The 26,952-nt window shown below is 68.9% G+C and carries 24 protein-coding genes and 1 pseudogene; 12 read left to right on the forward strand and 13 right to left on the reverse strand.

Translation table 11 applies throughout. The annotated features are described in order from the left end of the window. Positions 1-15: 15 nt before the first annotated feature. From BN984_RS11230 to BN984_RS11250, 6 genes are all read right to left on the reverse strand, one after another. The gene (locus tag BN984_RS11230) at positions 16-1,884 is read right to left on the reverse strand and encodes a PH domain-containing protein (RefSeq protein WP_049968266.1); all 1,869 of its coding nucleotides are present in this window, start codon (positions 1,882-1,884) and stop codon (positions 16-18) included. Beyond that, positions 1,881-2,345, reverse strand: coding sequence for a PH domain-containing protein (locus BN984_RS11235; protein WP_004972329.1), 465 nt, complete (start codon positions 2,343-2,345; stop codon positions 1,881-1,883). The genes BN984_RS11230 and BN984_RS11235 overlap by 4 nt, the downstream gene beginning before the upstream one ends. A gap of 81 nt (positions 2,346-2,426) precedes the next feature. Next, on the reverse strand, positions 2,427-3,203 hold the full coding sequence (locus BN984_RS11240) for a DUF7260 family protein (protein WP_008092451.1): 777 nt from the start codon (positions 3,201-3,203) through the stop codon (positions 2,427-2,429). After that, on the reverse strand, positions 3,194-4,231 hold the full coding sequence (locus tag BN984_RS11245; RefSeq protein WP_049968268.1) for a metallophosphoesterase family protein: 1,038 nt from the start codon (positions 4,229-4,231) through the stop codon (positions 3,194-3,196). The genes BN984_RS11240 and BN984_RS11245 overlap by 10 nt, the downstream gene beginning before the upstream one ends. After that, positions 4,228-4,353 (reverse strand): hypothetical protein, encoded by a 126-nt coding sequence (locus tag BN984_RS20065; protein ID WP_004043988.1) that lies wholly within the window; start codon positions 4,351-4,353, stop codon positions 4,228-4,230. Before BN984_RS20065 ends, BN984_RS11245 begins: the two co-directional genes overlap by 4 nt. Positions 4,354-4,459: 106 nt before the next feature. Continuing rightward, the gene (locus BN984_RS11250; RefSeq protein ID WP_008092453.1) at positions 4,460-4,906 is read right to left on the reverse strand and encodes a hypothetical protein; all 447 of its coding nucleotides are present in this window, start codon (positions 4,904-4,906) and stop codon (positions 4,460-4,462) included. Between the two features lie 130 nt (positions 4,907-5,036). Between BN984_RS11250 and BN984_RS11255 the strand changes: the two genes are divergently transcribed. After that, entirely contained in the window at positions 5,037-7,211 is a 2,175-nt protein-coding gene (locus tag BN984_RS11255; protein ID WP_049968270.1) for a S9 family peptidase, read from the forward strand. A gap of 6 nt (positions 7,212-7,217) precedes the next feature. Here the strand turns inward: BN984_RS11255 and BN984_RS11260 are convergent, their stop codons facing one another. Further along, positions 7,218-7,904 carry a YqjF family protein gene (locus BN984_RS11260; RefSeq protein WP_049968613.1) on the reverse strand — a complete coding sequence of 229 codons (687 nt, stop codon included), beginning with the start codon at positions 7,902-7,904 and terminating at the stop codon, positions 7,218-7,220. Positions 7,905-8,024: 120 nt separating this feature from the next. Here BN984_RS11260 and BN984_RS11265 point away from each other — a divergent pair, with 120 nt between their 5' ends. Genes BN984_RS11265 through BN984_RS11275 form a run of 3 tightly spaced genes read left to right on the forward strand, consistent with a single transcriptional unit; the run spans position 8,025 to position 9,647 of the window. Further along, entirely contained in the window at positions 8,025-8,870 is an 846-nt protein-coding gene (locus BN984_RS11265) for an aldo/keto reductase (protein ID WP_008092457.1), read from the forward strand. Between the two features lies 1 nt (position 8,871). Then, complete coding sequence (locus BN984_RS11270) at positions 8,872-9,390, forward strand: macro domain-containing protein (RefSeq protein ID WP_049968271.1); 519 nt, start codon at positions 8,872-8,874, stop codon at positions 9,388-9,390. Positions 9,391-9,416: 26 nt separating this feature from the next. After that, positions 9,417-9,647, forward strand: coding sequence for a hypothetical protein (locus BN984_RS11275; RefSeq protein WP_049913402.1), 231 nt, complete (start codon positions 9,417-9,419; stop codon positions 9,645-9,647). 54 nt (positions 9,648-9,701) lie between these two features. On the opposite strand, the gene BN984_RS11280 is transcribed toward BN984_RS11275, so the two are convergent. Continuing rightward, positions 9,702-10,730 (reverse strand): succinylglutamate desuccinylase/aspartoacylase family protein, encoded by a 1,029-nt coding sequence (locus tag BN984_RS11280; protein WP_049968272.1) that lies wholly within the window; start codon positions 10,728-10,730, stop codon positions 9,702-9,704. Positions 10,731-11,066: 336 nt separating this feature from the next. Between BN984_RS11280 and BN984_RS11285 the strand changes: the two genes are divergently transcribed. The 6 genes from BN984_RS11285 to BN984_RS11310 all read left to right on the forward strand — a co-directional run bounded on the left by BN984_RS11285 (position 11,067) and on the right by BN984_RS11310 (position 16,322). Then, positions 11,067-12,413 (forward strand): oxidoreductase, encoded by a 1,347-nt coding sequence (locus tag BN984_RS11285; RefSeq protein WP_049968273.1) that lies wholly within the window; start codon positions 11,067-11,069, stop codon positions 12,411-12,413. A 27-nt stretch (positions 12,414-12,440) separates the two neighbouring features. Then, on the forward strand, positions 12,441-12,815 hold the full coding sequence (locus BN984_RS11290) for a helix-turn-helix domain-containing protein (protein ID WP_004971053.1): 375 nt from the start codon (positions 12,441-12,443) through the stop codon (positions 12,813-12,815). Continuing rightward, a complete protein-coding gene (locus tag BN984_RS11295; protein WP_008092467.1) occupies positions 12,815-13,108 on the forward strand; it encodes a DUF7521 family protein in 294 nt (97 codons plus the stop codon). The genes BN984_RS11290 and BN984_RS11295 overlap by 1 nt, the downstream gene beginning before the upstream one ends. Positions 13,109-13,336: 228 nt before the next feature. Next, positions 13,337-13,762 (forward strand): thioredoxin, encoded by a 426-nt coding sequence (trxA, locus tag BN984_RS11300; protein WP_008092469.1) that lies wholly within the window; start codon positions 13,337-13,339, stop codon positions 13,760-13,762. A gap of 60 nt (positions 13,763-13,822) precedes the next feature. Further along, positions 13,823-15,301 carry an AMP phosphorylase gene (locus tag BN984_RS11305; RefSeq protein WP_008092471.1) on the forward strand — a complete coding sequence of 493 codons (1,479 nt, stop codon included), beginning with the start codon at positions 13,823-13,825 and terminating at the stop codon, positions 15,299-15,301. A gap of 49 nt (positions 15,302-15,350) precedes the next feature. Continuing rightward, complete coding sequence (locus tag BN984_RS11310; protein WP_049968274.1) at positions 15,351-16,322, forward strand: ribose 1,5-bisphosphate isomerase; 972 nt, start codon at positions 15,351-15,353, stop codon at positions 16,320-16,322. Between the two features lie 30 nt (positions 16,323-16,352). Here the strand turns inward: BN984_RS11310 and BN984_RS11315 are convergent, their stop codons facing one another. Beyond that, positions 16,353-17,015, reverse strand: coding sequence for a helix-turn-helix domain-containing protein (locus BN984_RS11315; protein ID WP_049913385.1), 663 nt, complete (start codon positions 17,013-17,015; stop codon positions 16,353-16,355). A gap of 97 nt (positions 17,016-17,112) precedes the next feature. Here BN984_RS11315 and BN984_RS11320 point away from each other — a divergent pair, with 97 nt between their 5' ends. Next, positions 17,113-18,807 carry an NADH-quinone oxidoreductase subunit D gene (locus tag BN984_RS11320; RefSeq protein WP_049968614.1) on the forward strand — a complete coding sequence of 565 codons (1,695 nt, stop codon included), beginning with the start codon at positions 17,113-17,115 and terminating at the stop codon, positions 18,805-18,807. 39 nt (positions 18,808-18,846) lie between these two features. On the opposite strand, the gene BN984_RS20160 is transcribed toward BN984_RS11320, so the two are convergent. From BN984_RS20160 to BN984_RS11335, 4 genes and pseudogenes are all read right to left on the reverse strand, one after another. Continuing rightward, positions 18,847-20,070 carry a methyl-accepting chemotaxis protein gene (locus BN984_RS20160; protein WP_394295174.1) on the reverse strand — a complete coding sequence of 408 codons (1,224 nt, stop codon included), beginning with the start codon at positions 20,068-20,070 and terminating at the stop codon, positions 18,847-18,849. Further along, positions 20,065-21,795: pseudogene (locus BN984_RS20165) on the reverse strand (cache domain-containing protein); the annotation flags it as partial. The gene BN984_RS20160 and the pseudogene BN984_RS20165, both read right to left, overlap by 6 nt. Before the next feature lie 278 nt (positions 21,796-22,073). After that, the gene (gene rbcL, locus BN984_RS11330; RefSeq protein WP_008092479.1) at positions 22,074-23,318 is read right to left on the reverse strand and encodes a type III ribulose-bisphosphate carboxylase; all 1,245 of its coding nucleotides are present in this window, start codon (positions 23,316-23,318) and stop codon (positions 22,074-22,076) included. Positions 23,319-23,426: 108 nt separating this feature from the next. After that, positions 23,427-25,346: a DEAD/DEAH box helicase gene (locus tag BN984_RS11335; RefSeq protein WP_008092480.1), complete on the reverse strand. Its 1,920-nt coding sequence runs from the start codon at positions 25,344-25,346 to the stop codon at positions 23,427-23,429. Between the two features lie 157 nt (positions 25,347-25,503). Here BN984_RS11335 and BN984_RS11340 point away from each other — a divergent pair, with 157 nt between their 5' ends. After that, positions 25,504-26,946, forward strand: a complete 1,443-nt coding sequence (locus BN984_RS11340; protein WP_049968278.1) for a COG1361 family protein — start codon at positions 25,504-25,506, stop codon at positions 26,944-26,946. Positions 26,947-26,952 lie beyond the last annotated feature (6 nt).

Below are 26,952 nucleotides of genomic sequence, written 5' to 3' on the forward strand. Positions count from 1 at the left end.
GTTGCGTCCGCGCGTCTATATAGCTCCCCGCTCGTCGCTCGATTCCTCGGTGTCGTCGGCGTCACCGGTGTCGTCGGCGTCGTCCGAGTCGGAGTCGGTGTCGCTGTCGGTGTCGGTCTCTGCTCCGTCGCCCCTCTCGCTCTCGGACTCGGGACCGGGTCCGGGTTCGGACTCGACCGACTCGCCCCAGATGAAGGGGTCGTCCGCCTCGACTTCGTCGCCGTCACCGGCCTCCTCAGCGTCTTCGTCGCCCCCGCCGACCGCGGGTTCGGCCTCCTCGACGAACTCGGGCGTCTCGCTCACGTCGGTCTCGTCGTCAGGGGTCGAGCCCGAGTCCGATTCGTCGGGGTCGCGGCCCGGCTCCGCGGCGCGGATGCCGAGCGCGGCCTGCCGGGACTGTTGTCGCGCCTCCCGGCGCGCCGCCAGCGCTTCGCGGAGGCGGTCGTTCAGCGTCTCCCGGAGCTCCGCCGCGTCGTCGACTTCGATGTCCACGGCCGTCGCGTCGCCGCCGACGAGGGAGATGCTCCCGGCCGTGTCCGCCGTGACCGTCGAGACGCGCCAGCGGCGCTGGAAAATCGTCCGCCGCTCGATGGCCGTCTGGACCCGGTAGTAGGGGACAAAGCGCATCTCGCGCTTCCAGAAGCCGTTTCGGGTGACGAAGTGGTTCTCGGCGAGCGCGTAGCCGCGGTGCCGCCACTGGAGCGCGCCGGCGACGACCGCAACCGGGACGAGCGCCAGCGGCACGAACCACGGAATCTCCTGCGGGAGGAATCGGTTCGCCCCGTAGAGCGCGAGAGTCGCCGCGCCGAGGACGAGCGAGTACCGGACGGCGTAGCGCCGGCGGATGCGCGTCGGCGGTCCTTCGAACGTCGGCTCCTCGACGCCCTCGAGGTCGGCGACGAGGCCGAGCACGCGGTCGCGGGTCGCAAGCGGGATGGCCGCCTCGGAGCCGCGACCGCCGCCCGACCCGTTCGATCCGTCGGAGCTTGGGGCGTAGCCCGCCGTCTCCACGAGGAGCGTCGCGTAGCCGAACCGCCGCTTCAGTGGGTTGTCCTCGACGGTGAGCGTCTGGAGCTTGTCGAGCGGAATCGACCCGTTGTAGCGCTGGAGGAGGCCGCGCTCGTACTGGAGTTCGTCGCCGACGCGGGTCAGACGGAAGCCGTAGTAGTTCACCACCGCGGAGGCGAAGCCGGCGGCCCACGAGACGAGCGCGACGAGGAGCCCCAGCGCGACGACGCCGACGCCCGCGGCCGCGACGCTCCCGGCGGGGACCGGCACGTCCACGTACGAGGCGACGATGGGGAAGGCGGTCGACCCGAACACGAAGACGAGACCGGGCAGTCGGAGGTCGAACGACAGCGCGCCGACGATGGCCAACTCTCGGGGGGTCAGTTCGAACAGCAGTTCCTGTTCGGGTTCGGGCGCGTCGCCGTCGGTACCGCCGCGTTTCAGGCGGGCGACTTCCGACTGGATGCGACGAGCCTCCTCGTAGCTGACGAAGCGGAGACTGCCCTCGGTCTCGCCGCCGCCGGCGGTTTCGAGGTTCACGGCGGCGATGCCGACCAGCCGCTGGGCGACGTTGCGAGAGATGTCGACGTTCTGGATGCGACGGTAGGGAATCTCGCGGTTACGCCGGGAGAACACGCCCGAGCGGATGTCCAGCGTGTCCGGCGTCAGTTCGTACTCGAACCGACGGAAGTATGCGAGTTCGTAGCCGGCGATTGCGACCACAGCGACGCCGACGAGCGCGACCGAGCCGAGGCCGCCGAGGAAACCGCCGAAGGCGGTCCCGCCGGTGAAGGCGAAGAAGGCGAGCGCGAAGACGACGCTGGCGCTGCGCTGGACCGCCCGGTAGGGAACCGAAAGCGGCGACAGCCGGGTCATACCGCGTCGTCGCCCTCGGACGCGATTGCGAGGCGCTTCAGTCGGTCTTGGAGGTCCTCCGCGCCCTCCGGCGTCAGTCCGGGAATCGACACGTCAGCGCCGCGGGAGCCGGCGGTGTAGACGACAGTCGACGCGAGGCCGACGAGTCGTTCGAGCGGGCCGCGCGTCGAGTCGACGTGCTGGACCCGGACGAACGGGACGACGGTATTGACCTTGGTGAGGACGCCGCGCTGGAGATACAGCGAGTCGTCGCGGACCTCGTAGCCCCACGCCCGATACCGGAGTAAGGCGACGGCGACGCCGACGACGAGGAAGACGCCGCCGACCGCGACGGGGACGTACGAGGGTATCGAGACGGGCGCGAACAGCGTCGCAGCGGTCGCCACGCCGCCGACGACGAGCGCGAACACGACCGCTCGGGCGACCCAGAGGAGACGGATACGGGGGTGGAGGCGATTCACGGGAATCCCTCCGAGCGCGTGAACATCGTATACTCCGGCGTCTCTTCGAACGGGTAAATAACTGTGGCCGCGGGAATCGGCCTACGGTGTGGCGGCGAGGCGGCGTTCGACCCGGCGGGTCGCGGTGTCGAGCGTCGCGCCGACCTCCGCGAGCGTCGCGAGCACCGGATACCGGACCGACAGGTCGGCGTAGAAGAACTCCGTCACGTCCGGCACCAGCCCGGAGAGCGCCCGTCGGTGGTGGGAAATCGTCTCCTGTCGCGCCGCGACGAGCTCCGAGAGCCGCTCGCGGAGCGCGGACAGGTCGTCGTAGAGCGTCACCAGCGCGTCGAAGCCGCGTTCGGACAGCGGCGTCCGGTCGAGGTCGTCGAGCCGTTCGAGGAGGTCTTCGATATCGCCGCGCATCGACGCCACCGATTCGGTTTCCTCGTCGACGACTTCGATGAACTTCTCGCGCTCGTCTCGCGACGACGCGGCCGCCGCGGCGACGGTCCGCCGGAGCGGCGGCGAGAGGACGCTCGCCGACCGGAACGCGGTCGCCACGTCCGGGCCGAACTCGGCGGCGAGGCTCGCTTCGAAGGAGTCGCCGTACTCCTCGTCGTAGTGCGGGACGGACATCACGGTCCGCTCGTAGCTCCGACGCAGGCCGGAGAGCGCCGCGTCGGTCCTGTCTCGCCCGCCCCGCTGGCCCACGAGCGTCGCGGCCGCGGGGGCCTGATTCGGAGCCGACGCCGTCGCCTGCGACGCGGCGACCTCCCGGCGGAACGCCCGGAACGCCTCGCGCTCGTCCACACAGCGGCGGCGCTCGGCGCGGAGGGCGCTGCGGGCGTCGTCGAGGCGGTCGAGGCTCACCGCCATCGAACCGCCCCCGGAACGTCCGAGCCGACGACCCGCCCGGGCGGCGTCCGCTCGTCTACGAGTGGGAGCGCCGACAGGTGTCCGCGGTCGGCGTGCGCGGCGATACCCTGCCCGTGGGCGGCCCCGCTGGCGGCGAGGGTGTACGCCTCGGCCATTCCCTTCGGCCCCGCGAGCGGGACGAGTCGAACCGTCGTCCCGCGGCGGTCGATATCGACCACGACGAACGACTGCGGGAACGAGCAGGTCGCCGGGGCGATGAGTTCGCGGACACCGGCTCTCACGGCCGTCGCGGGCCAGTGGATGTGCCCGGAGAGTACCAGCGGCACGTCGTGGCGCGCGAGCACCGCGGCGAGTTCGTCGGCGTTGCGGAGCTGGTAGAAGTCGGCGTCGGGGAACTGGCCGGTGTGGCGGCGAGGGTGGAAGACGTTGTGGTGGAGGACGACGACCGGGGTCGCCGCGTCAGCGAGGACGGTGTCGAGCCAGCGGAGTTGAGAGTCGGGCACGGCCCCCTCGTGGGTGTCGGTGAGGGTGAGGTCCGGGCCGCCGCTGGCGGAGTCGAGGCCGACGATGTCGACGCCGCCGACCCGACGGACGAACGGGAGGGCGTCGTCGGCGTAGCGCGCCGCGAACTCGCCCGGCGTCGGGGCGTCGTAGTCGTCCCAGCGCTTCGGCACGTCGTGGTTGCCGGGGACCGCGACCCGCGGCCCCGGCAGGTCGCGGATCATTTCCTCGACGACCTCGTACTCCTCGGGGCGGCCGTCGCGGGTCAGGTCGCCGAGGAGGACCGTCGCGTCGACGTCGAGGTCGGCGATGGTCGAGACGGCGGTCCGAAGCCGCGTCTCGCTCCGGTGGTAGGCTTTCCACGTGCCGGACCCCGTCGGCGTGACGTGCGGATCGGCGACGACCGCGAGCCGGGTCGGCGTCTCAGAGACCGGTCGTGCGAGGCGCGCGAGCACTGGGCCGGGGCCTCGCTCGGCCGACTTCCCGACCGGCGTCTCCCCGATGGTCGGCGGGGCGTCCGGACTCATCGGTCGATGGTCCGCGTGAACGTCCCCAGCGCGGTCTCCCGGTGGACGCGTATCCGCCCGGTGTCGGGACACAACTCGATTCGAAGCGGCGACTCGGTGGCGCGCGTCTCGTCCCCGTGCATACACGTGGACTCACCCGGACCGAGATGATAAACATGTCGTACAGAATATATATTTTCGAACGTAGATATGGATACTCTACGGAGTCCTCGGGAGTCGGCTCCGGCGTCAGTTGAGGAGCAGGCCGGCGTCGACGAGGAGCAAGACGGCGACGAGCGCGGCACCGAGGTAGAACGGCGCGGCCTTCTCGGCCGGCGTGCGGACCTTCTTCTCCGCGAGGCCGTCTTTGGCGCGGGCCCGCCCGACTTCGACGAGGCCGGTCAGGACGAACCAGAGCACGAGCATCCCGAGGACGAGGTGGCCGCGGCCGGAGCCGAACAGGCTGTCGACCGTGTAGCGCGTGCCGGCGAGGTGGCCGCCGGTCGCGAACATCACGAGCGAGGCCCCGCGAGACCACATCGTCAGGCGCGAGACGACCGATTCGAACGCGGCGGCGCGGATGTTCCCGGCGCGGGCGGTCGGCAACACGGCGAGCGCGAAAAAGAGGACGCTCCCCGTCCAGAGACCGCCCACGACGAGGTGGAGCGTTGCCATCACGGTGTCGATGAGTGCCATGTCCGTCGGGTTAGTTCAGCGATGCTTGAAGGTTTCACCTTCGCTCGGTCGGGACCGGCGGGCCGACCGCACGCGGTCGCCGGGGTCGCCGATACAAATCTATTTGTCACTCGGCCGAACGTTTCGAGCCATGTCAGGAGAACTCCCTCCCGAAGCGTTCAGCGACCTCTCGGTCACCGGCGAGGTCGCCGTCTCGCCGGACGGGTCGACGGTCGCCTTCACCGCGACCGAGTGCGACCCCGACGAGGACGAACGCGTCGCCTCCCTGTTCGTGGTCCCCGCCGACGGCTCCCGCAAGCCGCACCGACTCACCCGCCACCCCGGCGCGTCGTCCCCGTCGTGGTCGCCCGACGGAAGTCGGCTCGCGTTCGTCGCCGCTCGCGACGAGGACCTCTCTCGGCGGGTCGGTCGCGCGGACGACGAAAGAGAAAGTGAAGGTGACGCTGATGACGCTGGCGGCGTTGACGATGCGAGCGACGCCGACGACGCCGATAGCGACGATTCAGATGGCTCCGACGACGAACCGCCAGTCGGCGGCGAAGACGGCCCAAAGCCGCAGGTCTGGTGTTTCGACCTCGAACTCGGCGGTGATGCGACCCAACTCACCGACCTCGACGAGGGCGTCTCGGAGTTCGACTGGTCGCCGGACGGCGACCGCCTCGTCGTCGCCGCGCGCGACCCGACCGACGAGGAGCGCGAGTACCTCGACGAGCGAAAGGACGGCGGCCCGGTCGTGACCGAGCGACTCCAACACAAAATCAACGGCGTCGGCTGGACCGACACGGTGACGACCTACCTGTTCGTCGTGGACCTCGACACGGGCGAGACGGAGCGCCTTGACGACGCGACCGCCGCGGGCGCGTTCGCCGACGCCGGCGGTCTCCAGCCCGCGTGGGGACCGGACGACCGAATCGCCTACGTCTCCTGCGACGCCGAGCGCCCGGACGACACGCTCGAACAGGACCTGTTCGTCATCGACGCCGACGGCTCGAACGACCGGAAAGTGACGAGCGGCGGCCACACGACCGGGACGCCGCGGTGGAGCCCCGACGGCTCCCGCATCGCGTTTCAGGCGGGCGACTACGAGAACTGGTACGTCCCGCGCGAAATCCGCGTCGCCGACCTCGATTCCGGCGAGGTCAGGTCCGTCTCGGCGTCGCTCGACCGGACGCTCGCGTGGGGGTCTGCTCCGTCGTGGGCGAGTGACGACGAACTCTACGCGCTCGTCGCCGACGAGGGGAAATCGCGCATCACCCGACTCGACCCCGATGCCGACGCCCCCGAGCGCGTGTTCGACGCGCAGGGCGAGTTTAGAGCGATACAGGGACTGCACGTCGCGGGCGAGACGGCCGGCCTGCTCGTCTCCGACCCGGCAGAGGGTTGGGACGCCTACGCCGTCTCGCTGGCCGATATCGACGCCGTCGACGCGGCCCACGCCGAGTCGTTCACCCGGCTGTCGGCGCTCAACGAGGCCGTTACCAACGAGTACGAGATGCCGCAGGTCCGGCGGGTCAGCTTCGAGAGCGACGGCTGGGAGGTCGAGGGCGTCGTCTACGCGCCCGCCGACTTCGACTTCGACGACCCCGACCCGCATCCGACGGTCGTCGCCATCCACGGCGGCCCCATCGCCTACGACGAACCGGCGTTCCGGTTCGACCACCCGGTGTTCACCTCGCGCGGCTATCTCGTCGTGCGCGTGAACTACCGCGGGAGCACCTCCTACGGGCGTGAGTTCGCCGAGGAACTCCGCGGGCGGTGGGGCTCGGTCGAGGTTGACGACCTCGTCGCGGGCGTCGAGGATCTCGTCGCGCGCGACTGGACTGACCCGGAGCGCGTCTTCGGCTACGGCATCTCCTACGGTGGCATCGCACAGGGCTATCTCGTGACCCAGACCGACCTCCTGACGGCGGCCGTCCCCGAACACGGCATCTACGACCTGCGGTCGTCGTACGGCACCGACGACAACCACCTCTGGACGAGATACGAGTTCGGCCTGCCGTGGGAGAACCCGGAGGCGCTGGACGCCTCGTCGGCCATCACCGACGCCGGCAACATCGACACGCCGCTTTTGGTGATGGCGGGCGGTCAGGACTGGCGCTGTCCGCCGAGCCAGTCAGAACAGCTCTACGTCTCCGCGAAGGCGCAGGGCGTCGACGCCAAACTCGTCGTCTACCCGGAGGAACAGCACTCGATTTCGACGCCCGAGCGGGCGACCCACCGACTGGAACAGATTCTCGACTGGTACGAGCGACACGACCCGGCGGTCGAGGCGGCGGATATGGCGGAGACCGACGACGGCCAGTAAGCGGCCTCAGCGAAGCACGGCGGGCGGCTTCGCCGTCACGTCGAGGTCGGCCGCGTAGTGGAGTATCGGGTCGCCGTCGGGGTGGTCGAAGCCGCAGGCCTCGAACATCGTGTTCGCGCGAATCTCCGCCTCCACGTCCTGTATCGGCCACGGGTCGTGGTCGATGTCGCCGATGACGACGGGCCAGTCGTCCGTGTAAAAGCGGTAGTTCTCGACGAGGAACGCGTCGAGCGAGCCGGGTTCGAGGGTTCGGACCTCGCCGGTCGGTCGGTAGGTCGCCTCGAACCGCGCTCCCGGCGTCTCGGCCGTCGCGGGCCGGTAGCTCTCGTAGTCGACCGCGCCGTCTCGCTCCTCGACCGAGATGTTCGCGTAGTGGTACGGGAGCCGGTAGCCCAGTCGGGCCATCGCCACGCCGAGGCGGTCCGCGGCGTCGAGGGTGAAGAAGTAGACGCCGCGGGGGCCGCCGTCGGCGGGTTCGACGTAGGTCCGGAGGTTCACCTCGGGGAACCCGAGCCCCACGGGCGACCCGCGCGGGCGGATGTCCGTCATGTCGAACGAGACGACGCCGAGCCACGCCCGCCCGTCGTGAGTCGCCACCGAGAGCTGGTCGGGGAGTCGCGGCTCCACGAGGTCGGGGTCGACCGGCCAGTGGGCGAACAGCGTGTGCCGCCAGCGCATCGACAGGAGGTCCATAGCGGCCGTTAGGACCGACGACGGGTGTGGGTTTCGGCGGTTCCGGGGCACCGCGAACGCACGGCCGTCGCCCGCCCACCCCGCCGAAACGAACTCCTGTCTGGCGACCAATCTCCGCCCATGGGACTGGAAAACGCAAGCGGCACGTTCGACATCGGCGGCGACCTCACGGTTCACCGACTCGGCTTCGGTGCGATGCGCATCACCGGCGACGACATCATCGGCGAGCCCGACGACGTGGAGAACGCGCGAAAGGTCCTCCACGAGTCGCTCGTCCACGGTATCGACCTCATCGACACGGCGGACTCCTACGGCCCCGCCGTCTCCGAGCGCCTCATCGGCGAGGCGCTCGCGCCCTATCCGGACGACCTCGTAGTCGCCACCAAGGGCGGACTACTCCGCAACACCGACGGCGACTGGATGCCAAACGGCGACCCCGACTACCTCCGGAACGCCGTCCTCGGGAGCCTCGACCGCCTTCGGGTGGACACCATCGACCTCTATCAGCTCCACCGCCCCGACCCGCACGTCGCCTTCGAGGACTCGGTCCACGCGCTCGCCGAGATGAAAGACGAGGGACTGATTCGGCACGTCGGCCTCTCGAACGTCTCGGTCGAACAGCTCGACGAGGCGCGCGACATCGTCGACATCGCCACGGTCCAGAACCGCTTCAACGTCGGCGACCGCGAGTTCGAGGCGAGCCTCGACGCCTGCGAGGCGTACGGTATCGGCTTCATCCCGTGGTACCCGCTCGGCGCGGGCGACCTCGGCGACCGGGCCGACGCCGTCTCCGCGGTCGCGGCGAAACACGACGCGACGCCCCAGCAGGTCGCCCTCGCGTGGCTCCTGCACCGCTCCGACGTGATGCTTCCCATCCCCGGTACGTCGAGCGTCTCGCACCTCCGCGACAACGTGGCGGCCTCCCACATCGACCTCGACGACGAGGACATGGACCGACTCGACTGACATGAACTTCACCGTCGTGCAGGGCGACATCGCCGCTCAGTCGGCCGACGCGCTGGTGAACGCCGCTGGGACGAGCCTTCGGATGGGGCCGGGTGTCGCGGGCGCGCTCCGTCGCGGCGGCGGCCCCGAACTGAACGAGGCCGCGATGTCGAAGGGGCCGAGAGACCTCGGTGCGGTCGCCGTCACCGACGCCTTCGACCTCGACGCAGAGGTCGTGATTCACGCCGCGGCGATGCCGCACTACGGCGACGGGCGGGCGACCGCCGAGAGCATCCGCGACGCCGCGCGAAACGCCCTGCGAGCCGCGGACGACCGCGGTTGCGAGTCGCTCGTGATTCCGGCGCTCGGTTGCGGTATCGCCGGGTTCGACCTCGCCGACGGCGCGCGACTCATCTGCGAGGAACTCCGGGCGTTCGAGCCGAGTTCGCTCCGCGACGTTCGGTTCATCGCCTACGCGGACGACGAGTTCGAGACGATTTCGCGGGTCGCCGACGCGGTCGGGGCGGCGACGGAGGAATAACAGTGGGCGACACGGCCGACTCGGACCTGTCGGCGGGCGAAACCCACGGAGCCGCCGACGAAGACGCCGACCCGGTGCTGTGCCCCGTCTGCTCGACGCCCTACGACTCCGTCTCGCTCCACGACCGCGGCCTGCTCGTCAATCTCCTCGACAACGAGCGGTACCGTCGCGTCTGCTTCGAGCCGGTCGAACGCGACGGGCGGCCGCACGTCCGGTTTTTCCACCACACTCACGAGCAGGTCGGCGCGGACGACTGACTGAGTGAGAGTGAGGTGGCGAGCGGGTGCGGAGGCGCAAGCGACGCGTCCGGCCTAACTCCACGGGCGTTCCGTGAACTCGCCGGCCTCGATTTCGCGCTCTATCTCGCGGAGCGTCGCGTCGTCGACGCTGACGAGGTGGCAAAGCGGGTGGCCGGGCGCGGCGACCGGGTTCTGGAGGACGCCGGCGACGAGCCCTGTGAAGGGGGCCGAGACGCGCTTTTCTCTCGTCTTGAAGTGGTCAGAGATGGTGCAGATGGTGTCGCCCTCGTGGACCAGCGGCACGTCGCCGTACTGCATCTCGACGAGGCCGCCAACGTCGGCGCGGAGCCACGTCTTGTCCGTCGCGGAGTCGATGACGCGCGTCCAGCCCGGCCAACTGACCGGCTTCTCCGGGAGGACGCCGTACTCGGCGAGGACGCTCTCGACGCCTTCGAGCGCGCGGTCGACCATCGCGGGCTGGAAGCGGTGGGCGCGGCCCATCTCGACGGTGATGGTCGGAATCCCGTCGTTCGTGGCGACGGTGCGGAGCGAACTCGCCTCGGCCTCGCCCGAGAGGATGAGGTTCGCGCCGAACGACCGCGCGAGGCGGGCGACCTCGGGGCGGTTCATATCGGCGCGGACGTGGTACATCGTCGTCCGGTTGCGCGTCGAGGTGTGGAAGTCGATGCCGAGGTCGCAGGGCTCGACGAACCGACGGTAGATCTGGTTCGCCATGCGCTCGGCCGTGTTCGCGCCGTCGCGGCCGGGGAACGACCGGTTCAGGTCGAGGTCGTAGATGGGGATGTAGCGCTGTTGGGCGAGGTAGCCCGGAACGTTCGCCACGTGGATGCAGACGATGGTCCCGTGGATGTCGGCGGGGTTGTACCGGCTCGCGACCTCCTGCATCACCTTCACGCCGTTGAGTTCGTCGCCGTGGAGCGCCGCGGTCATGAAGACCGACGGCCCGCCCTGCTCGCCGTTGATGACGGTGACGGGTATCTCGACGGGGTCGCCGAGGTACGTCTCGCTGATTTCGTACCTGAGGTGTCGCACCTCGCCCGGCGGCACCTCCGAGTCGTACCTGAACGGTTCGGGGTCCATGGGACGTTCATCGGAACCGACGGGTAAGAAGGTTGACCGGCTTCGGGCCTCGTCCGGACAGACGCGGGACAATACGGCTATCTCCGCCGCAGTCGTCTGTCTCCTCGAGAGATGTGTATCCACAGATGACGTCGAAACGTCCGGTCTGCAAGCGGTGCGGTTCCCCCACGGGTCCCGGTGGCGTGGTCGTCCGACACGCCGGCTCGGACCCCCTGCAGGTGTCGGAGTGCGGGCGCTGCGGCGCGATTATCGATATCGGCGGCGGGACCCGTTGGTGAACTGACGCGGCGACGACCGTCGCGTCGATTTACGTCGCTCGCGCGCCATGTCGACCTCATGGCGACTCCTCGGCTCGACGACCCGCTCGACATCGGCGGGTTCACGCTCCGAAACCGGCTCTACCGCGCGCCGGTGCTCGAATGTGCGGGCACCGGTCCCGAGACCCCCGAGCGCCTCGCGGCCGAACTCGAACCCGCGGCGCGGGCCGGTGCGGGACTCATCTGTCAGGGCGCGACTATCGTGCGCGAGACGGGTGGCTGCGCCGCGCCGGGGATGACGCAAATCGCGGACCCGGAGTTCGCGGCGTCGCTGTCGGCGGTGACCGAGCGAATCCACGACCACGGCGCGGCCGTCGCGGTCCAGTTGGAGTACGGCGGCCTGCGGAGCATGGAGACGTGGCACGCCGAGTACCGGCGTGACCACCCGGATTTGCAACAGCTCGCCGTCTCCCGGCCGCCGCGACTCCTCAGACTCCTCGACGCCCTCGGCTTTCTCGACTACGACGCGCGCGTCATGGCGGCCGACGAGGTGTACGAACTCGCGGCCGACTTCGGTCGCTCCGCCGCGATGGCGGTCGACGCCGGCTACGACGTGGTCCACGTCGCCGGCGCGAACATGGGTATCGTCCACCAGTTCCTCTCGCCGTTCTACAACCGCCGGGACGACGAGTTCGGCGACGGCGTCCGGTTTTTGGAGGTCGTCGCCGACGAGGTTCGCTCGCAGGTGGGCGACGTGCCGCTCATGACGAAAGTGCCGGCGGAGACGGCCGCGCCGCCCGGCATCCGCCGACGCCTGACCGAGGACGACGCGGTCGAAATCTGTCGTCGACTCGACGAGGCGGGTTACGACGCGCTCGTCCCCGTTTCGGGGTCGGTGTTCTGGGACGCGAGCATCGTCCGCGGGTCGTTCCCGGCCCGCGCGTGGCGCGACGACCGCTACCGCGACGGCTACGCCGCGGCCTTCGGCGGCCCGCTTCGGGCGCGACTCGTCGAACTCGGCAACCGAATCGAGGCGGCGTGGTATGACTTCGACCCGGCGTGGAACGCCGACCTGTGCCGCCGGGTCCGCGACGCCGTCTCGGTGCCCGTGCTCTGCGAGGGCGGCATCCGCGAGCGCGGCGAAATCGACCGGCTGCTCGGCGACGCCTGCGACGCCGTCGGGATGGCTCGGCCGTTCTACGCCGAACCGGAACTCCCCGCGCGACTGCTCGGCCGCGATGTCCCGGCCGGCACACGGGTCGTCTGCGAGAACTGCAACAACTGCGCGGTGCCGCAGGCGACGGGCGCGCCGGGCGTCTGTCGAACGCCCGACGTGTTGGCTCGCGCGGGAACCCTCAGAATGGAGGGAGCATACGACACAGACTCCGAGACGGCGGACGACGACGAGCCCGACCCGGTGGGTTAATAAGGCTCTCGTCGGTCAATCTGGGTAATGGCGCGCGACCGGTCCGCGATGGAGTCGGCCGAACTGACGGCGGTGCTCGACGCGCTCGACGACGCGGACGCACGAGCCATCATCAGAGGACTCGAAGAACCCATGACGGCAAGTGAAATTTCAGACACGTGTGACATCCCGCTTTCGACGACGTACAGGAAGTTGGACCTGCTCACCGACGCGGCGCTCCTCGCCGAGGGGACCCAGATTCGCGCGGACGGTCACCACGCGACGACCTACGAGGTCGCCTTCGACGAGGTTCGAATCGCTCTCAACGAGGACCGCGACTTCGACGTCGCGGTCGGCCGCCCGGAGCAGACGCCCGACGAACGCCTCGCGGACATCTGGTCGCGGGTCCGGAGGGAGACCTGATGGGGCACCTCAGCGCCTCGCCGACGATTACGACGATGATCATCGTCGTCAAGACGGGTATCCTCGTCCTCGGCGGGCTCATCACCTACTTCAGCTACAAGGCGTACCGGAACACCGGGGCGGCGTCGCTCCGCGCGCTCGCGCTCGGCTTCGGTGTCGTCACGCTCGGCGCGATGCTCGGCGGCGCGCTCGACGTGATTCTCAACGTCGACCTCGCCACCGGACTGCTCTTCGACTCGGTGCTGACGCTCGTCGGCTTCGCGGTCATCACCTACTCGCTGTACGTCGACTGAGCTGGTTCGGGAGGCTGCTCTCGGACGGCCCCGACCGAGTCCAATCGAACCGCCTTCGAACCAGCCCGTAACTCGCGGTCGCGCCCCCGCCGTTTCTGTCACGTCTCTCGGTCGTGAACCACAGCGATATCCCGGAGCGTGCCGCTCGTCACCACGAATCAATGGTCGCAGACATTATTGCCTAAATTGTGCAAAACCGTTATTAGGTAGCGGCCGATACCAGTAGGTATGTCCGACGACGAACTGAACGATATCCGGCAGCAGAAACGCGAACAGCTCGAATCCAATCTCCGCGGCGACGGCGGAAGCACGGCGAAAGGTGCCGCAGATTCCCCCTCGGAGCCCGTCCACGTCGACGGCGCTGAGGTCCTGGAAGACGTCGTCTCCACGAACGACGTGGTGCTCGTCGATTTCTACGCGGACTGGTGTGGTCCGTGCAAGATGCTCGAACCCACGGTGAAGAAACTCGCGCAGAACACCGACGCCGCGGTCGCCAAGGTCGACGTGGACGCGAACCAGGAGCTCGCCGCACAGTACCAGGTTCGGGGCGTCCCGACGATGGTGCTTTTCGCCGACGGCGAGGCGGTCGAACAGCTCGTGGGCGTCCGCGGCTACGACGACCTGAAGAACCTCGTCGAATCCCACCTCGCGTAAGCGTTCTCTCCCCCCGAGACTCGGGGTCGATTTATTGACGCTCTCGTCCGACCTTCGGGTATGCAACTCCTCGCCGAACCCATCGACATCGGAACCCGGTCGCCGACGGTCCTCCTGAACGAGAGCGACGCGGCCGAACTCGGGGTCCACGCGCTCGAACGCGTCCAACTGCGGCGAGACGGGCGGACGACCATCGCCATCGTGGAGCTGACGGACGAACTCGTTTCTGAGGGGACTCTCGGCGTGACGCGCCGGCTCGGTCACATCGAGGGCGAGGTCGAGGTTTCGGTCGCGCCGCAACCCGACTCGGTGTACTACATCCGCAAGAAGCTCGACGACATCGAACTCGAAGCCGACGAACTGTCCCAACTCGTCCGCGACATCTACGAGGAGCGCCTCGCCGACGTGGAACTCGGGGCGTACGTCTCTGGAATCTACACGAACGGGCTGTCGATGGAAGAGACGATGCACCTCACGGAGTCGATGGCGGACGTGGGCGAGACCATCACGTGGGAAGAGCCGGTCATCGCCGACAAGCACTCCATCGGGGGCGTCGCGGGCAACCGCGTCACGCCGATTCTCGTCCCCATCGTCGCCGCGGCGGGGCTGAAGATTCCGAAGACCTCCTCGCGGGCCGTCACCTCCGCGGCGGGTACCGCAGACACGATGGAGGTCCTCTGCGACGTGGAGTTCTCCGTCGCGGAGATACGCGACATCGTCGGGAAGACCGGCGGCTGTCTCGTCTGGGGCGGCGCGGTGAATCTCTCGCCGGTCGACGACCGCATCATCCGCGCCGAGACGCCGCTATCTATCGACCCCAAGGGGCAGCTCATCGCCTCCGTCCTCTCGAAAAAGAAGAGCGCCGGCTCGACCAACGTCGTCGTCGACATCCCCTACGGCGAGGGCGCGAAAGTCGAGAGCCTCGCCGAGGCGCGCGAACTCGCGAAGGACTTCAACCGCGTCGGCGACCACCTCGGGATGGCGGTCGAGTGCGCCATCACGAACGGGGTCGCGCCGGTCGGCCGCGGGGTCGGTCCCGTGCTCGAAGCCCGCGAGGTCCTCGCCACGCTCGCCGGCGGCGGCCCGAACGACCTGCGGGTGAAGGCGATTCGCCTCGCCGACGTGCTGTTCGAGTCCGTCGGCGTCGACGCCGACGCCGCCGAGATTCTGGACTCGGGGCAGGCCGAAGAGACCTTCCGCGAGATACTCGCCGCGCAGAACGGCGACCCCGACGTGGAGGCGGCGGACCTCTCGCCCGGCCGACACACCGTCGCGGTCCGCGCCGACCGCGACGGCGTGGTCACCCACGTCAACAACCGCCTCGTCAACGAGGTCGCTCGCCGGGCCGGCGCGCCGAGAGACCCCGGCGCGGGCCTCGAACTCCACCGCCGCGTCGGCGAGATGGCCGCCAGCGGCGAGACGCTGTTTACCGTCCACGCCGAGTCCGAGGACAAACTCGCCGACGCGAAGGCGCTCTCAGAGCGTGTCGAGACCGTCCGGGTGCGACACCCCGACGAGGCGCTCGTCGACCGGGTCTGAACGCCGTCTCCGCGGCGACCTTTTTCCATTCGACGCCCGTAGTTCCCGCATGGACGACCGCGTACATTCCGAGGTCCGACGCACCGCGACGGAAATCGACACGATGGAGATTCGCGGCGCGGCGACCATCGCCGACGCGGCCGCGCGGGCGCTCCGGACACAGGCCACGGAGAGCGACGCCGCCGACGCCGAGGCGTTCCGGGCCGAGCTCCGCGCGACCGCCCGGACGCTCCACGAGACGCGGCCGACGGCCGTGAGCCTCCCCAACGCCCTCCGGTACGTCCTCCGCGACATGTCGAGTACGACCGTCGAGGGGCTCCGACAGAACGTTGTCGACTCGGCCGACGAGTTCTGCGCCCGACTCGAACGGGCGCAGGCCGACCTCGGACAGGTCGGCGCGAACCGCCTCCGCGACGGCGACACCATCATGACCCACTGCCACTCCACGGACGCGCTGGCGTGCGTCGAGGCGGCCGTCGAGCAGGGAAAGCACATCGAGGCGGTCGTCAAGGAGACGCGGCCTCGAAATCAGGGACACATCACCGCGAAGCGACTCCACGAACTGGGCGTGCCCGTCACGCTCATCGTCGACTCGGCGGCCCGCCGCTACCTCAACGACGTGGACCACGTGCTCGTCGGCGCGGACGCCGTCGCGGCCGACGGGAGCGTCATCAACAAAATCGGGACGAGCGGCCTCGCGGTCAACGCACGCGAGCGGGGGTCACCCATCATGGTCGCCGCGCAGACGCTCAAGCTCCACCCGGGGACGATGACCGGTCACACCGTCGATATCGAGATGCGCGACACCGCCGAGGTCGTCGACGACGACACGCTCGCGGACCTCGGGAACCCCACCGTGAAGAATCCCGCGTTCGACGTGACGCCGCCGCGATACGTGGACGCCATCGTCACCGAGCGCGGGCAGTTCCCGCCGGAGAGCATCGTCATCCTGATGCGAGAACTGTTCGGCGAGGGTACTTCTGAGCCGTGGGCGGAGCCGTCGCCGCGGGCCGAACCGTAGGCGGAGACGTCGTCGCGAACCGACCCGCAGTCACGACCGGCCGACGAGGTCGGCCATGACTTTCATCTCCGCTTTTCGCAGGTGCTCCGCCGCGGTGCTCGTCGAGCAGTCGAGCCGCGCGGCCACGTCGGCGACCGACCCGGTCCGCGGCTCGCGGTAGTAGCCGCAGTCGACGGCGACCTCGATGGCCTCGCGCTGGCGGGGCGACAGCGACCCGGCCGAGACGCTCCCCGGCCCCGTGTACTCCCTCACCCGCACGACTTCGAGGCCGCGGCCCTCGGGGAGCTGTTCGACCGCCGACTGGAGCGCCTCGTCGGTCCCGACGAGCGTCATCGAGACCGTTCCGTCGCCGTCGAAGACGACCGGCGGGACGACGATGAGACCGCCCCGCGTGACGGCGGCCGTCTGCCTCGTTCCCGCCGCGTCGAGCCGCTCGTCGACCACGATGAAAAAGGAGTCGCCGGGGAGCTGGGAGAGTTCGTACGACAGGATGCGCTCCGTCTCCGCGAGCGCCGCCTCGTAGGCCTCGACGTCGGTCCCGAAGACCTCGAAGACGATGGTGTTCCTGTCGGTCACCGTCGGGTTCCAGTGGTGAAGTTCGGTCCGCTCGAACGCCTCGTGTTCGACGACGAACTCGTGCATCGGATGCAACTGTTCGTCGTCGGGCGTGAAGCGAAGCCTGACCGATTTCATGCCGGCGAATTGATTCGACTGCGACATAAAAACCGGCCGCACTCGTGAGGCAGAACGACGAACCGACGACCGGACGAACGGGCGGATGTCAACCGTCATGTCACTCGAACGCCCGCAGCAGCCCCCCGAGTCCGACGCCGACCCCGCCGCGCTCGCCGACGACGTCTCCGGTCCCCTCGACGCCGACGCGCTCCGGCGGGCGTTGGGCGACGCCGTCCTCGCCACCGAAGCGCACGTTCACGCGCCCGCGGTGCAGGTTCGCCCGGACGCGGTGCAGTCGTCGCTCTCGACGCTCCGCGACGACCTCGGCCTCGACCACCTCTCGTGTGTGACCGCCCAGGAGTACGAGGACCGCTACGAGTCCATCTATCACCTGAAGTCGTACGACGACCCGACCCGAGAGGCGAGCGTCGTCGTCCCGACGCCCCGAACCGACCCCGTCAGCCAGTCGGCCGCGCCGGTGTTCCGGACGGCCGAGTGGCACGAGCGAGAGGCGTACGACCTCGTCGGCATCGAGTACGAGGGACACCCGGACTTGCGTCGTATCCTCCTGCCGGAGACGTGGCAGGGTCACCCGCTCGGGCTGGACTACGACCAGACGCGCCCGCAGGTGGTCCGGTACGACGAGAACGCGAACCCGCTGGCCGAGGACGGCCGGGCCAGCTCGAACACGATGCTTCTCAACATCGGGCCGCACCACCCGGCGACCCACGGCGTGATGCACCTGCAGGTCACGCTGGACGGCGAGCAAGTCGCCGACGTGGAGCCGGACATCGGCTACATCCACCGCTGCGAGGAACAGATGTGCCAGCGGGGCACCTACCGGCACCAGATTATGCCGTACCCCGACCGCTGGGACTGGGGCGGCGGCGGCCTCCTGAACGAGTGGGCCTACGCCCGCACCGCCGAGGCGCTGGCGGACATCGACGTGCCCGAGTACGCGCAGGTGCTCCGGACGCTGGCGGCCGAACTGAGCCGTATCCTCTCGCACATGCTCGCGGTCGGCGCGTACGCCCTCGACGTCGTCGGCGACTTCACCGCGACGTTCATGTACGCCATGCGGGACCGGGAACTCGTCCAGAACGTCCTCGAAGACCTCACGGGCCAGCGGCTGATGTTCAACTACTTCCGGCTCGGCGGGGTCGTCTGGGACCTCCCGGAACCCCGCGAGGAATTCTTCGAGAAGATTCGGACGTTCGTCGACGGCCTCCCCGAGAAACTGCGGGAGTACCACGACCTCCTGACGGCAAACGAGATTCTGCAGGCCCGAACGCTCGAAACCGGTATCCTCCCGCCCGAGGTGGCGAAGGACTACGGCGTGACGGGGCCGGTCGCCCGCGGCTCGGGCATCGACTACGACCTTCGCCGCGACGACCCCTACGGCTACTACGACGAACTCGACTGGGAGGTCGCCGTCGAGGACGACTGCGACAACTTCGCGCGCCTGCTCGTCCGCCTCCGGGAGGTCGAGGAGTCGGCCAAAATCGTCGCGCAGTGCGTCGACCTCCTCGAAGACTGGCCCGAAGACGAGCGGACCATCCAGTCGAACGTCCCGCGCACCATCAAGCCGGACGACGACACCGAGGTCTACCGCGCGGTCGAAGCCGCGAAGGGCGAACTCGGCATCTACATCCGCGCCGACGGCACGGACACCCCGGCGCGGTTCAAGATTCGTGGCCCTTCGTTTTCGAACCTCCAGTCACTCCCCGAGATGGCCGAAGGCGAGTACATCCCGGACCTCATCGCTGCGCTCGGGAGTCTCGATACGATAATGGGAGAAGTAGACCGGTAATCGGCGGTGGGACGGCGGGTGTCGCGCGTCGGCGACAGTTCAGTCGTCCGACGGCGAGGCGGGACCCGCCGCGTCACCCGACCCGTCGGCGACGGCCTGTGGTCCCGACGGCGGCGACCCGTCGGGGGACGTCCCGACCGACGCGGGAGCGTCGCCGCCGCGCCCGCTTCCGCCGGCGTCGCCGACGTCGAACCGTCCGACGAGGTCTTTGAGCGACTCCGCCGACTTCGACACCTGCCGGATGTTCCGCGTGACTTCGTTTATCGCGGCGGTCTGTTCTTCGGTCGCCGCGGAGACCGTCGCCGTCTCCGAGGTCGTCTCCTCGCTCACGCTCGACACGTCGTCGACCATCGAGACGACCTCCTCGGTCGAGACGGCCTGGTTCTCGGTCGCCTGCGAAATCTCCTCGACGCCGTGTTCGGCCTCGCGAATCGCCCCGGAGATGTGGTCGAACATCTCGATGGCGTCGCCGATGGTCTCGGAGCCGCTCTCGACGCTCTCCTGCATGGACTGCATGTCGTCGACCGTGTCGTCGGCGCGGTCGCGCACCTCGTCGATGCGGGCTTCCACGTCGTCGGTGGCCTGACTGGCCTCCTTCGCCAGCGCCTTGATCTCGTTGGCGACGACGGCGAAGCCCTCGCCGGCCTCGCCCGCGCGGGCCGCCTCGATGGATGCGTTGAGCGCGAGCAGGTCCGTCTGCTCCGCGATGTCGTTGATGAGTTGGACGATTTCGTTGATTTCGCCCACCTGCTCGCCGAGGGCTTCGACCCGCTCGACCGCCTCGTCGGCCTCGGTCTCGATGGTAGATATCTCCTCGGTCGCCTCCGCGGCGTGTTCGCGCCCCTCGTCGGCGAGCGACACGGCCTGATTCGCCGACTGGACGACGCCGTCGGCGGAGGCGGCGACCTCCTCGATGGTCGCAGAAAGGTCGTTCATCTCGTTTGCGACCGTCTGGAGCCGTTCGGTCTGCTGTTCCGCGCCGTGAGCGATTTCCTCGACCGACCGCGCGGTCTCCTGGCTCGCGGACTCGATTTCCTTCGCGCTCGACACCGTCTCGTTGCTCACCGCCGCGAACTCGTCGGCGACGGACTGCACCTCGACGAAGCCGTCCTGGAGCTTCTGAATCCCCGTGTCGAGGTCGGTCATGATGGCGCCGAACTCGCCGGGCAGGTCGGTCCGGAGGTTCTGGTCGAGGTTGCCGTCGCCGAGCTCCGTTCCGGCGGTTCGAAGCGCCGAGACCTGCCGTTGGAGGTTCGCCTGCATGTCGTCGAACGCCTCGACGAGCTCCCCGAGTTCGTCGTCGTTGGCGTCGATGGCTTCGTCGTCGTCGAACCGCCCGCGGGCGAGCGACTGCGCGCGGTCCCGAAGCGCCTCTATCGGCTCCGAGAAGTACCGCGCGGCGACGTAGCCGACGCCGACGACGACCACGATGATACCGACGATTAACAGGAGCATGACGTTCCGGGAGGTGTCTGCCCGACTGTTCATCGCCTGTCCGAGCTGTTTGACCGGCCCCGTCACGTCCGACTCGGGGACGGTCGCGACGAGTTTGTACTGTCCGTTGCCGAAGTGGAGCGGCGCGTACCCGACGAAGTACCGGTCCGAGTCGCCGCTTTCGCCGGCCGTCTCGTAGGTGGTGAGGCCGCGCTGGACGAGGCCGGCCGAGAGGTTCTCGGCGACTTCGCCCTCGACGGTTCCGAGCGATTCCTTCGAATCGGTCAGGAGCGTGCCCCCTTCGCCCACGATGGTCATGTGACCGCTCTCACCGACCTGGATGTCGTCGATGAGCACGTTGAGGAGGTCGAAGTTGAACTGGAGCGTGATAGTCCCCGTGAGTTCGCCCCCGTGGTAGACCGGCGTAGTGACGTAGACCGTGGCCCCGTCGTCGGTCGGTACCACCTCACTGACCTGGATTTCACCCTCCTGAAGCCCGGTCGCGGTCTCGAACCATTCCTCTTCGGCGTAGGAGACGTCGAACACCGACCGGGTGGTGATGCCGTCTTCCGTGCGAACCGTTTGGACGACTCCCTGCCCGTTTTCGTCGGTGAACAGAATCTCGTCGTATGCGGGGCGCTCCTCGCCGTCGATAGTCACGGAGCGCGTTCTGAGGTAGCTCTCGAACGAGTCGTTAATCTGGCCGCGGGCGTCGGCGACGGCGGCCGTCTGGAGCTCGTAGTAGTAGACGCTCGGCGCGAGCACCCAGTCGAAGTCCTCGTGGTAGGCGTACGCGACGAACTTCTCCTCGACGGGGTTGCCCGCTTGGGTGGTGTCTTCCCACTCGTACTCGACGATGCCCCAGTCCTCGCCGTTGCGGACGGCGGCGTTCGACTCGATTTCGGCGGGCACCTGATTGAACGCCTGTATCTCGGTGTCGTCGACGGCGTTGACTCCGTCTTCGAGGCTGTGGTGGACGACGAAGTCGAGGTCGCCGTTCAGGACGAACGCGTAGCCGGTCGACCCGACGTAGCCCGGTCGGAACGCGTCAGAGAGCGTTCCACTCTGTTGGACGCCGTTTCCGGCCGTTCCGGCGATTCGCGCCTCGACTTGGTCTTTCACCTGTTGTTGCTCTGCCGAAGTGAGTTCCTCCCAGTCCCGGCCGCCGTACTGGTTCGCGAGCACCGTCTCTTTCGTCGTCTCGACGGTCGCACGCATCTGGAGCGCCATGTACCCTAACTGCGCCTGGCTCTGTTCCTGGACGAGTTCCATCTGGCCCGCCCGGGCGGCTTCGTAGTTCTGTACCGGCGCCGAGTCCGCCAGCGCGAGCGCGTCGATTCGGCGGACGTCGAGCAGGTTCTGTATCTCCTCTTGCCGGGCGGCGACGGTTTGGTTCAACTCGCCGGTAATCTGCGCTTCGAGCGTCGCCTCGCTCTGTTCTTGTGCGTAATCGCCAATACTTGACATTCCTTGGACGCCTGCGACGCCAACGACTGCCACGGGTAGCAGCGAGATGGCGAGACACAGCGCGATAAGTTTCGTTCGTATCTTCATGGTTTAGTTGATATCGGCGAACCCCGGCATCCCCCAATACACGCCGAGCAGCCGGGTGTGTGTCCGAATAGCTCTGAATCTAGCTCTGAAAAAACAACCGTATAAAGCTCACCCGCCAATTATTATCGACGATATTCGAGCCCCGAACCACTTCGGGGCCCGTGGAATGACGAGGGTACCCTCTTCGATATTGTAGTAATGACTCAACGCTTCTCTGGAGATTGTCACGAACTAGCAACACTTGCGGCCGCGGCGGCGGTCGCGCCGCCTCGTCACCCCTACCGCGGCGTCTCCGTCCCCCACTTATCGAGGGCGACGGCGAGTTCGGGCGTCTCCTCGGCGGCCGCCGAGATGGACCGCCCCTCGACGTAGGCGTCGATGGCCGACCGGAGCGCGACCGCGCCCGCGCGGGTGCCGTCGGGATGGCCGTGGATGCCGCCGCCGAGTTGGACGCAGACGTTCGTCCCCGTGGCGTCGAGTAGGTCGGGGAGCAGGCCGGGGTGGAGCCCGCCGGAGGCGACCGGCAGCACGTCGTTCATCCCGTAGAGGTCGCCCGCGAGCCACTCGTTGATGCCGACGGTGTCCTCGTTGGCGAGCTTGCCGAGGCCGGCGGTGCCGGTGTGGAGTTGGTCGACGCCGCAGAGGCGACTTATCTGCGCGAGCACCCGCATCGAGACGCCGTGGGACGGGAGCCGGTCGAAGGCGGCGTGCATGGCGCGGTGGGCGTGGATTGCGATGCCGTGTTTCTCGGTGCGCTCGCGGACGGTCTGGAGGCCCGCCCAGCCCGCGGTGATGATATCCACCATAACGTACTCGCCGCCCTGCGCGGCCACCTCGTCGACCCGGTCGAGCATCGTCTGGGTGTCGGCGGTGACGTTGATGAGGTAGGACTTCTTCTCGCCCGTCTCGTCCTCGGCGTCGTCGCGGAGCGACAGCGACTCCGTGAGGCGGTCGGAGAAGGGGTTGAACGCCTGGTCGGTCAGGTTCTCGTCGTCCTTCAGGAGGTCGACGCCGCCGACCCACGCGTCGTAGCCGACCTGCGCGTGCGCCGCCGTCGAGAGGCCGACTTTCGGCTTGGGGACCGTCGCCGTGATGGGGCGGTCGGTGACGCCGAATACCTCCTCGCGGACCGACGACCCGTACAGCGGACCGGGGTACGACGAGACGACCGACTCGGGCCACTCGCAGTCGAGGAGCCGAATCGTATCGACCGCCTTCATACCCATGATGTTGCCGGCGATGCACGACAGCACCTGCGGCATATTTCCGGGTTCGAACAGTCCGGCGGGGTAGGCGACCCGAATCAGGTCGCCGTCGATGTCGAACGTCGTCGCGCCCATGTCGGTGAAGTCCGCGCCGGTCTGGAGGGCCGCCCACGTGCCGTTGGAGGACTCCGAGGCCACGCGACTCGCCGCCGCCTCCGTCGACATCCCCGTCGCGGGGTCGATGCGGAAGGTGCAGACGAGGTCCTCGTCGGTCGGTTCGTACTCGAGGTCGAGGAAGTCTTCGTACGTGATACCCATAGCTTCGCCTACGCTCCCGCGAAGCTTAAAACGGCATCCCGAAGCGACTTTGCCCCCTCGACGCGAAGAGACGCGGCTCGGCGCAGAGCGGGGGATTCGGCTCCCGCGTCAGGGCGACAGCAACGCCCGGACCTCGCGGAACTCCGGCACGTCGGTGTCGAGGGCGGCACAGAGCGCGTCGGCCGCGCCCAGCAACCACTCGGCGCGCTCCACGCGGGACTCCACGTCGCCCGGCCCGATTCGGTAGCGCTCGACGAGTTCCTCGATGTCCGAGCCCTCGGTCCACTCGTGGAGGATGCGGGCGGTCTTGACCGCGGTCAGCCACTCCTCGAAGGGGTCGGCGTCGTGCATCGCGGTGGTGAACTCCGCGGCGTGGCTCCGGGCGTACTGGTACATCAGCGCCCGCTCGCGGTTGCCGAGGTACGTGTCGTGCATGTCCGGCGTGTCGCAGACGATCTCGAGGGCGGTCCGGGCGGTGACGTGCTCGTCGGCCATCGTCTCGATGGTGCGGATGCCCGAGACGATGCGCGCCCCGGTCGTCGGCGAGACGTACTGTCTGGAGGTCTGTGCGCCCAGCGTCGTCGCCGACAGCGTCCCCCCCGTCGCGTCGAGGAGCTCCATCGCTTCGAGCTCCGAGACCACGTCGGCGACGAGTTCCGCGAGGTCCACGCTCGGATTCTGGTGAGCGTAGTAGGTCGCCGAGAACACGTCGGCGACGCCGTCGAGGCTGTCGGCGAACCCGGAGGCGACGACCGAGAGGACGTGCGTCCGGAGCGCCTCGGGGTCGTCGAACTGCGAGTCCACGGCCTCCGCGTCGGCCGTCACGTAGCGGTCGAACAGCTCGGCTTTCGTGTCCGCGTCGCCGACGAGGACCGCCTCGCCGAACGGGTCGAGGTGCGGGCGGCCGGCGCGGCCGCACATCTGGTGCACGTCGAGGACGGGAATCCACGCCATCGAGTCGCCGGTGTAGCGCTTCTGGTCGCGGATGACGACCCGGCGAGCGGGGACGTTCACCCCGGCGGCGAGCGTCGGCGTCGCGCAGATGACCGCGAGCCGGCGGTCTCGAAAGGCGTTCTCGACGGCGACCCGGTGGGCGCTCCGCAGGCCGGCGTGGTGGAAGCCGACGCCGGTCCGGGCGCACTCCGAGAGCTGGCGGCCGGTCGCGGTGCCGCCGAGTTCGTCGAGTTCGTCGCCGAGGGCGGGCGCGGGCGAGAGGTCCTCGCCGGCGAGGCGGTCGGCGAGCGCCTCGGCCTCGCGGCGCGACCGGACGAACGCGAGACACTGTCCGCCAGTCTCGACGGCGTCTTCGACGAGCGCGACGGTCGCCTCGGTGGCCTCGTCGTCGTTCGGGCCGGTCGGGGGGACGACCACGTCGAGGTCGGTGCCGTCGTCGAACTCGACGGTCTCGTCGGCGTAGACGCCGGTTCGGAGCGAGACGGGCCGCCACGTGCTCTCGACCAACGCCGCGTCGAGCCAGTCGGCGATGACCTCGGGGTTGTCGACGGTCGCCGAGAGGGCGACGAGCTGGAGGTCCGGAACGCGGCGCTGGAGCGTGGCCAGCGTGACTTCGAGCGTCGGCCCGCGGCCCGGCGCGCCGAGCAGGTGGACCTCGTCGACGACGACACAGGCGAGGCGTTCGACCCACGGCGCGCCGTTTCGAATCGCCGAGTCGACCTTCTCGCTCGTGGCGACGACGATGTCGTGGTCGCCGAGTTCCGCCTCGTCCGCGTCGAAGTCGCCGGTGGAGATGCCGACGCTCACGCCGGGGAGTCGGTCGAACGTCTCGTACTTCTCGCGGGCGAGCGCGCGTAACGGGACGATGTAGAGCGCCGGCCCCTCGGCGGTGAGCATGGCGAGTTCCGCGATGAAGGTCTTGCCGCTGGCGGTCGGAATGGCGGCGACGACGCGGCCGCCCTCCGCGACGCCCGCCTCGACCGCGGCGGCCTGCGGCGGATAGAGTTCCTCGATACCGTTCGACTCGTAGTGGGAGACGAGGGCCGCCGACAGCGGGAGGTCACGCACGCGCATCTGTCACCGTTCTGGTGGCGGACTCACATAAGTACCTTCGCCGAGCGGGGGTTCGCCGACCGACGGCCCGCCGAACCGAGCCGAGACGTTCGGCCTCGTGCGACCGTCAGCCACGGCAGGTATTTCCGTCGCCTGCTCGATATATGGAGTGATACACATGAGCAGGCGCGCCCTCCCGGTCGCCCTTCTCGTCGTCGTCGTGCTCGCCGGACTCCCGGCACCGACGCTCGGCGCGGAGGCGACCGCTTACATCGACGACGTCTCCGTCTCGCCCGCACAGCCGACGCCGGGCGAGCGGTTCATCCTCTCGACTATCGTACAGAACGCACAGAACAGCCCGTCGAACCTCCAAGTGACGGACGTGTACGTCCGCACCGCGAGCGGCTCGAACGACCTCGCGCGGGCCGAAGACCTCGGGACGATTCCGCCCGGGAGCGACCTGCAAATCCCGCTTTCCGTCCGACTCGCCGACGCGGGGACCTACGACCTCCGCGTGACCGTCGTCGGCCGGAGCGACGGCCAAGTCCAGCGACTCCAGTACCCCGTCGTCGTCCGCGTCCGCGAGGGCGGTCCGCAGGTGACCGTCGAGGTCGGTGACGCGGTCATCGGCACGGAGACGCCCGTGCAAGTCACCGTCTCGAACGGCGAAGACGAGGTGGCGCGCAACCTTCGGCTGTCGGTGGCCGCCGAGGACGCGACCGTGCGGAACGACACCCGCGTCGTCCCGCGCCTCGACTCCGGACAGGCCCAGACGTTCCAGTTCGACGTGACGCCCGGCGCGACCGACTCCGAGGTGACGGCGACGCTGCGCTACACCACGGCCGACGGCAACGCCCGGACGACGACGACCACCGCGCCGCTCGCCGCCGACGAACTCCGAGAGAACGTCCGCCTCGACGCGACCCTCGGCGACGGCGCTCGCCCCGCGGTCGTCGTCGACGTGACGAACCTCGGCAACGCGCCCCTCGAAGACCTCGTCCTCTCGCTTCGCGATGGCGACGCGACCGTCGTCGGGAACCCCGTCGGAACCGTCGCGGCCGAGTCCACCCGGACCGTCCGACTGAACGTCTCGTCGGTCGACCGTGCGACGCTCGACGTGGTCGCCGACTACGAGACCGGCGGGCGCGACGGCTCCGCGGCGACGACCATCGACTACGTCGCCGCCCCCGGTCGGATTTCGCTCACCGGCGTCGACGTGGAGCGCGAAGACGGGAAGATACATATCTCGGGCAGCGCGAGCAACGTCGGCCTCAGCGACGCCCAGAGCGTCGTCATCCGGGTCGTCCCGACCGACGGCGTCACCCCCGAGCGCCCCTACAAGGAGTACTTCGTCGGCTCGGTGCCCGCGAGCGACTTCGCCTCGTTCGACCTCTACGCCACCGTCGACGACGGCGTGGCCTCCGTCCCGGTCGAGGTGACCTACCTCGCCGACGGCCGTGAGCGGACCGTCGAAACGACGGTGGACGTGAGCGACCTCTCGCAACCCGTCGACTCGAACGACGGCGGCGGCGGTCTCGGCACCACGCTCCTCCTCGTCGGCGGCCTCGTCGCCCTCCTCGTCGTGGTCGGCGTCGGAATCTACGCCTACAGACGACGCTGATTCGAG

Origin of the sequence: Haloferax prahovense (assembly GCF_000723845.1) — an archaeon.
GTDB lineage: Archaea > Halobacteriota > Halobacteria > Halobacteriales > Haloferacaceae > Haloferax > Haloferax prahovense.

Coding starts and splice junctions, on each gene's coding strand:
- BN984_RS11230 (WP_049968266.1), bottom strand. CDS start 1,884: ATGACCCGGCTGTCGCCGCTTTCGGTTCCCTACCGGGCGGTCCAGCGC.
- BN984_RS11240 (WP_008092451.1), bottom strand. CDS start 3,203: ATGGCGGTGAGCCTCGACCGCCTCGACGACGCCCGCAGCGCCCTCCGC.
- BN984_RS11245 (WP_049968268.1), bottom strand. CDS start 4,231: ATGAGTCCGGACGCCCCGCCGACCATCGGGGAGACGCCGGTCGGGAAG.
- BN984_RS20065 (WP_004043988.1), bottom strand. CDS start 4,353: ATGCACGGGGACGAGACGCGCGCCACCGAGTCGCCGCTTCGAATCGAG.
- BN984_RS11250 (WP_008092453.1), bottom strand. CDS start 4,906: ATGGCACTCATCGACACCGTGATGGCAACGCTCCACCTCGTCGTGGGC.
- BN984_RS11255 (WP_049968270.1), top strand. CDS start 5,037: ATGTCAGGAGAACTCCCTCCCGAAGCGTTCAGCGACCTCTCGGTCACC.
- BN984_RS11260 (WP_049968613.1), bottom strand. CDS start 7,904: ATGGACCTCCTGTCGATGCGCTGGCGGCACACGCTGTTCGCCCACTGG.
- BN984_RS11265 (WP_008092457.1), top strand. CDS start 8,025: ATGGGACTGGAAAACGCAAGCGGCACGTTCGACATCGGCGGCGACCTC.
- BN984_RS11270 (WP_049968271.1), top strand. CDS start 8,872: ATGAACTTCACCGTCGTGCAGGGCGACATCGCCGCTCAGTCGGCCGAC.
- BN984_RS11280 (WP_049968272.1), bottom strand. CDS start 10,730: ATGGACCCCGAACCGTTCAGGTACGACTCGGAGGTGCCGCCGGGCGAG.
- BN984_RS11285 (WP_049968273.1), top strand. CDS start 11,067: ATGGCGACTCCTCGGCTCGACGACCCGCTCGACATCGGCGGGTTCACG.
- BN984_RS11290 (WP_004971053.1), top strand. CDS start 12,441: ATGGCGCGCGACCGGTCCGCGATGGAGTCGGCCGAACTGACGGCGGTG.
- BN984_RS11295 (WP_008092467.1), top strand. CDS start 12,815: ATGGGGCACCTCAGCGCCTCGCCGACGATTACGACGATGATCATCGTC.
- trxA (WP_008092469.1), top strand. CDS start 13,337: ATGTCCGACGACGAACTGAACGATATCCGGCAGCAGAAACGCGAACAG.
- BN984_RS11305 (WP_008092471.1), top strand. CDS start 13,823: ATGCAACTCCTCGCCGAACCCATCGACATCGGAACCCGGTCGCCGACG.
- BN984_RS11310 (WP_049968274.1), top strand. CDS start 15,351: ATGGACGACCGCGTACATTCCGAGGTCCGACGCACCGCGACGGAAATC.
- BN984_RS11315 (WP_049913385.1), bottom strand. CDS start 17,015: ATGAAATCGGTCAGGCTTCGCTTCACGCCCGACGACGAACAGTTGCAT.
- BN984_RS11320 (WP_049968614.1), top strand. CDS start 17,113: ATGTCACTCGAACGCCCGCAGCAGCCCCCCGAGTCCGACGCCGACCCC.
- BN984_RS20160 (WP_394295174.1), bottom strand. CDS start 20,070: ATGCAGGCGAACCTCCAACGGCAGGTCTCGGCGCTTCGAACCGCCGGA.
- rbcL (WP_008092479.1), bottom strand. CDS start 23,318: ATGGGTATCACGTACGAAGACTTCCTCGACCTCGAGTACGAACCGACC.
- BN984_RS11335 (WP_008092480.1), bottom strand. CDS start 25,346: ATGCGCGTGCGTGACCTCCCGCTGTCGGCGGCCCTCGTCTCCCACTAC.
- BN984_RS11340 (WP_049968278.1), top strand. CDS start 25,504: ATGAGCAGGCGCGCCCTCCCGGTCGCCCTTCTCGTCGTCGTCGTGCTC.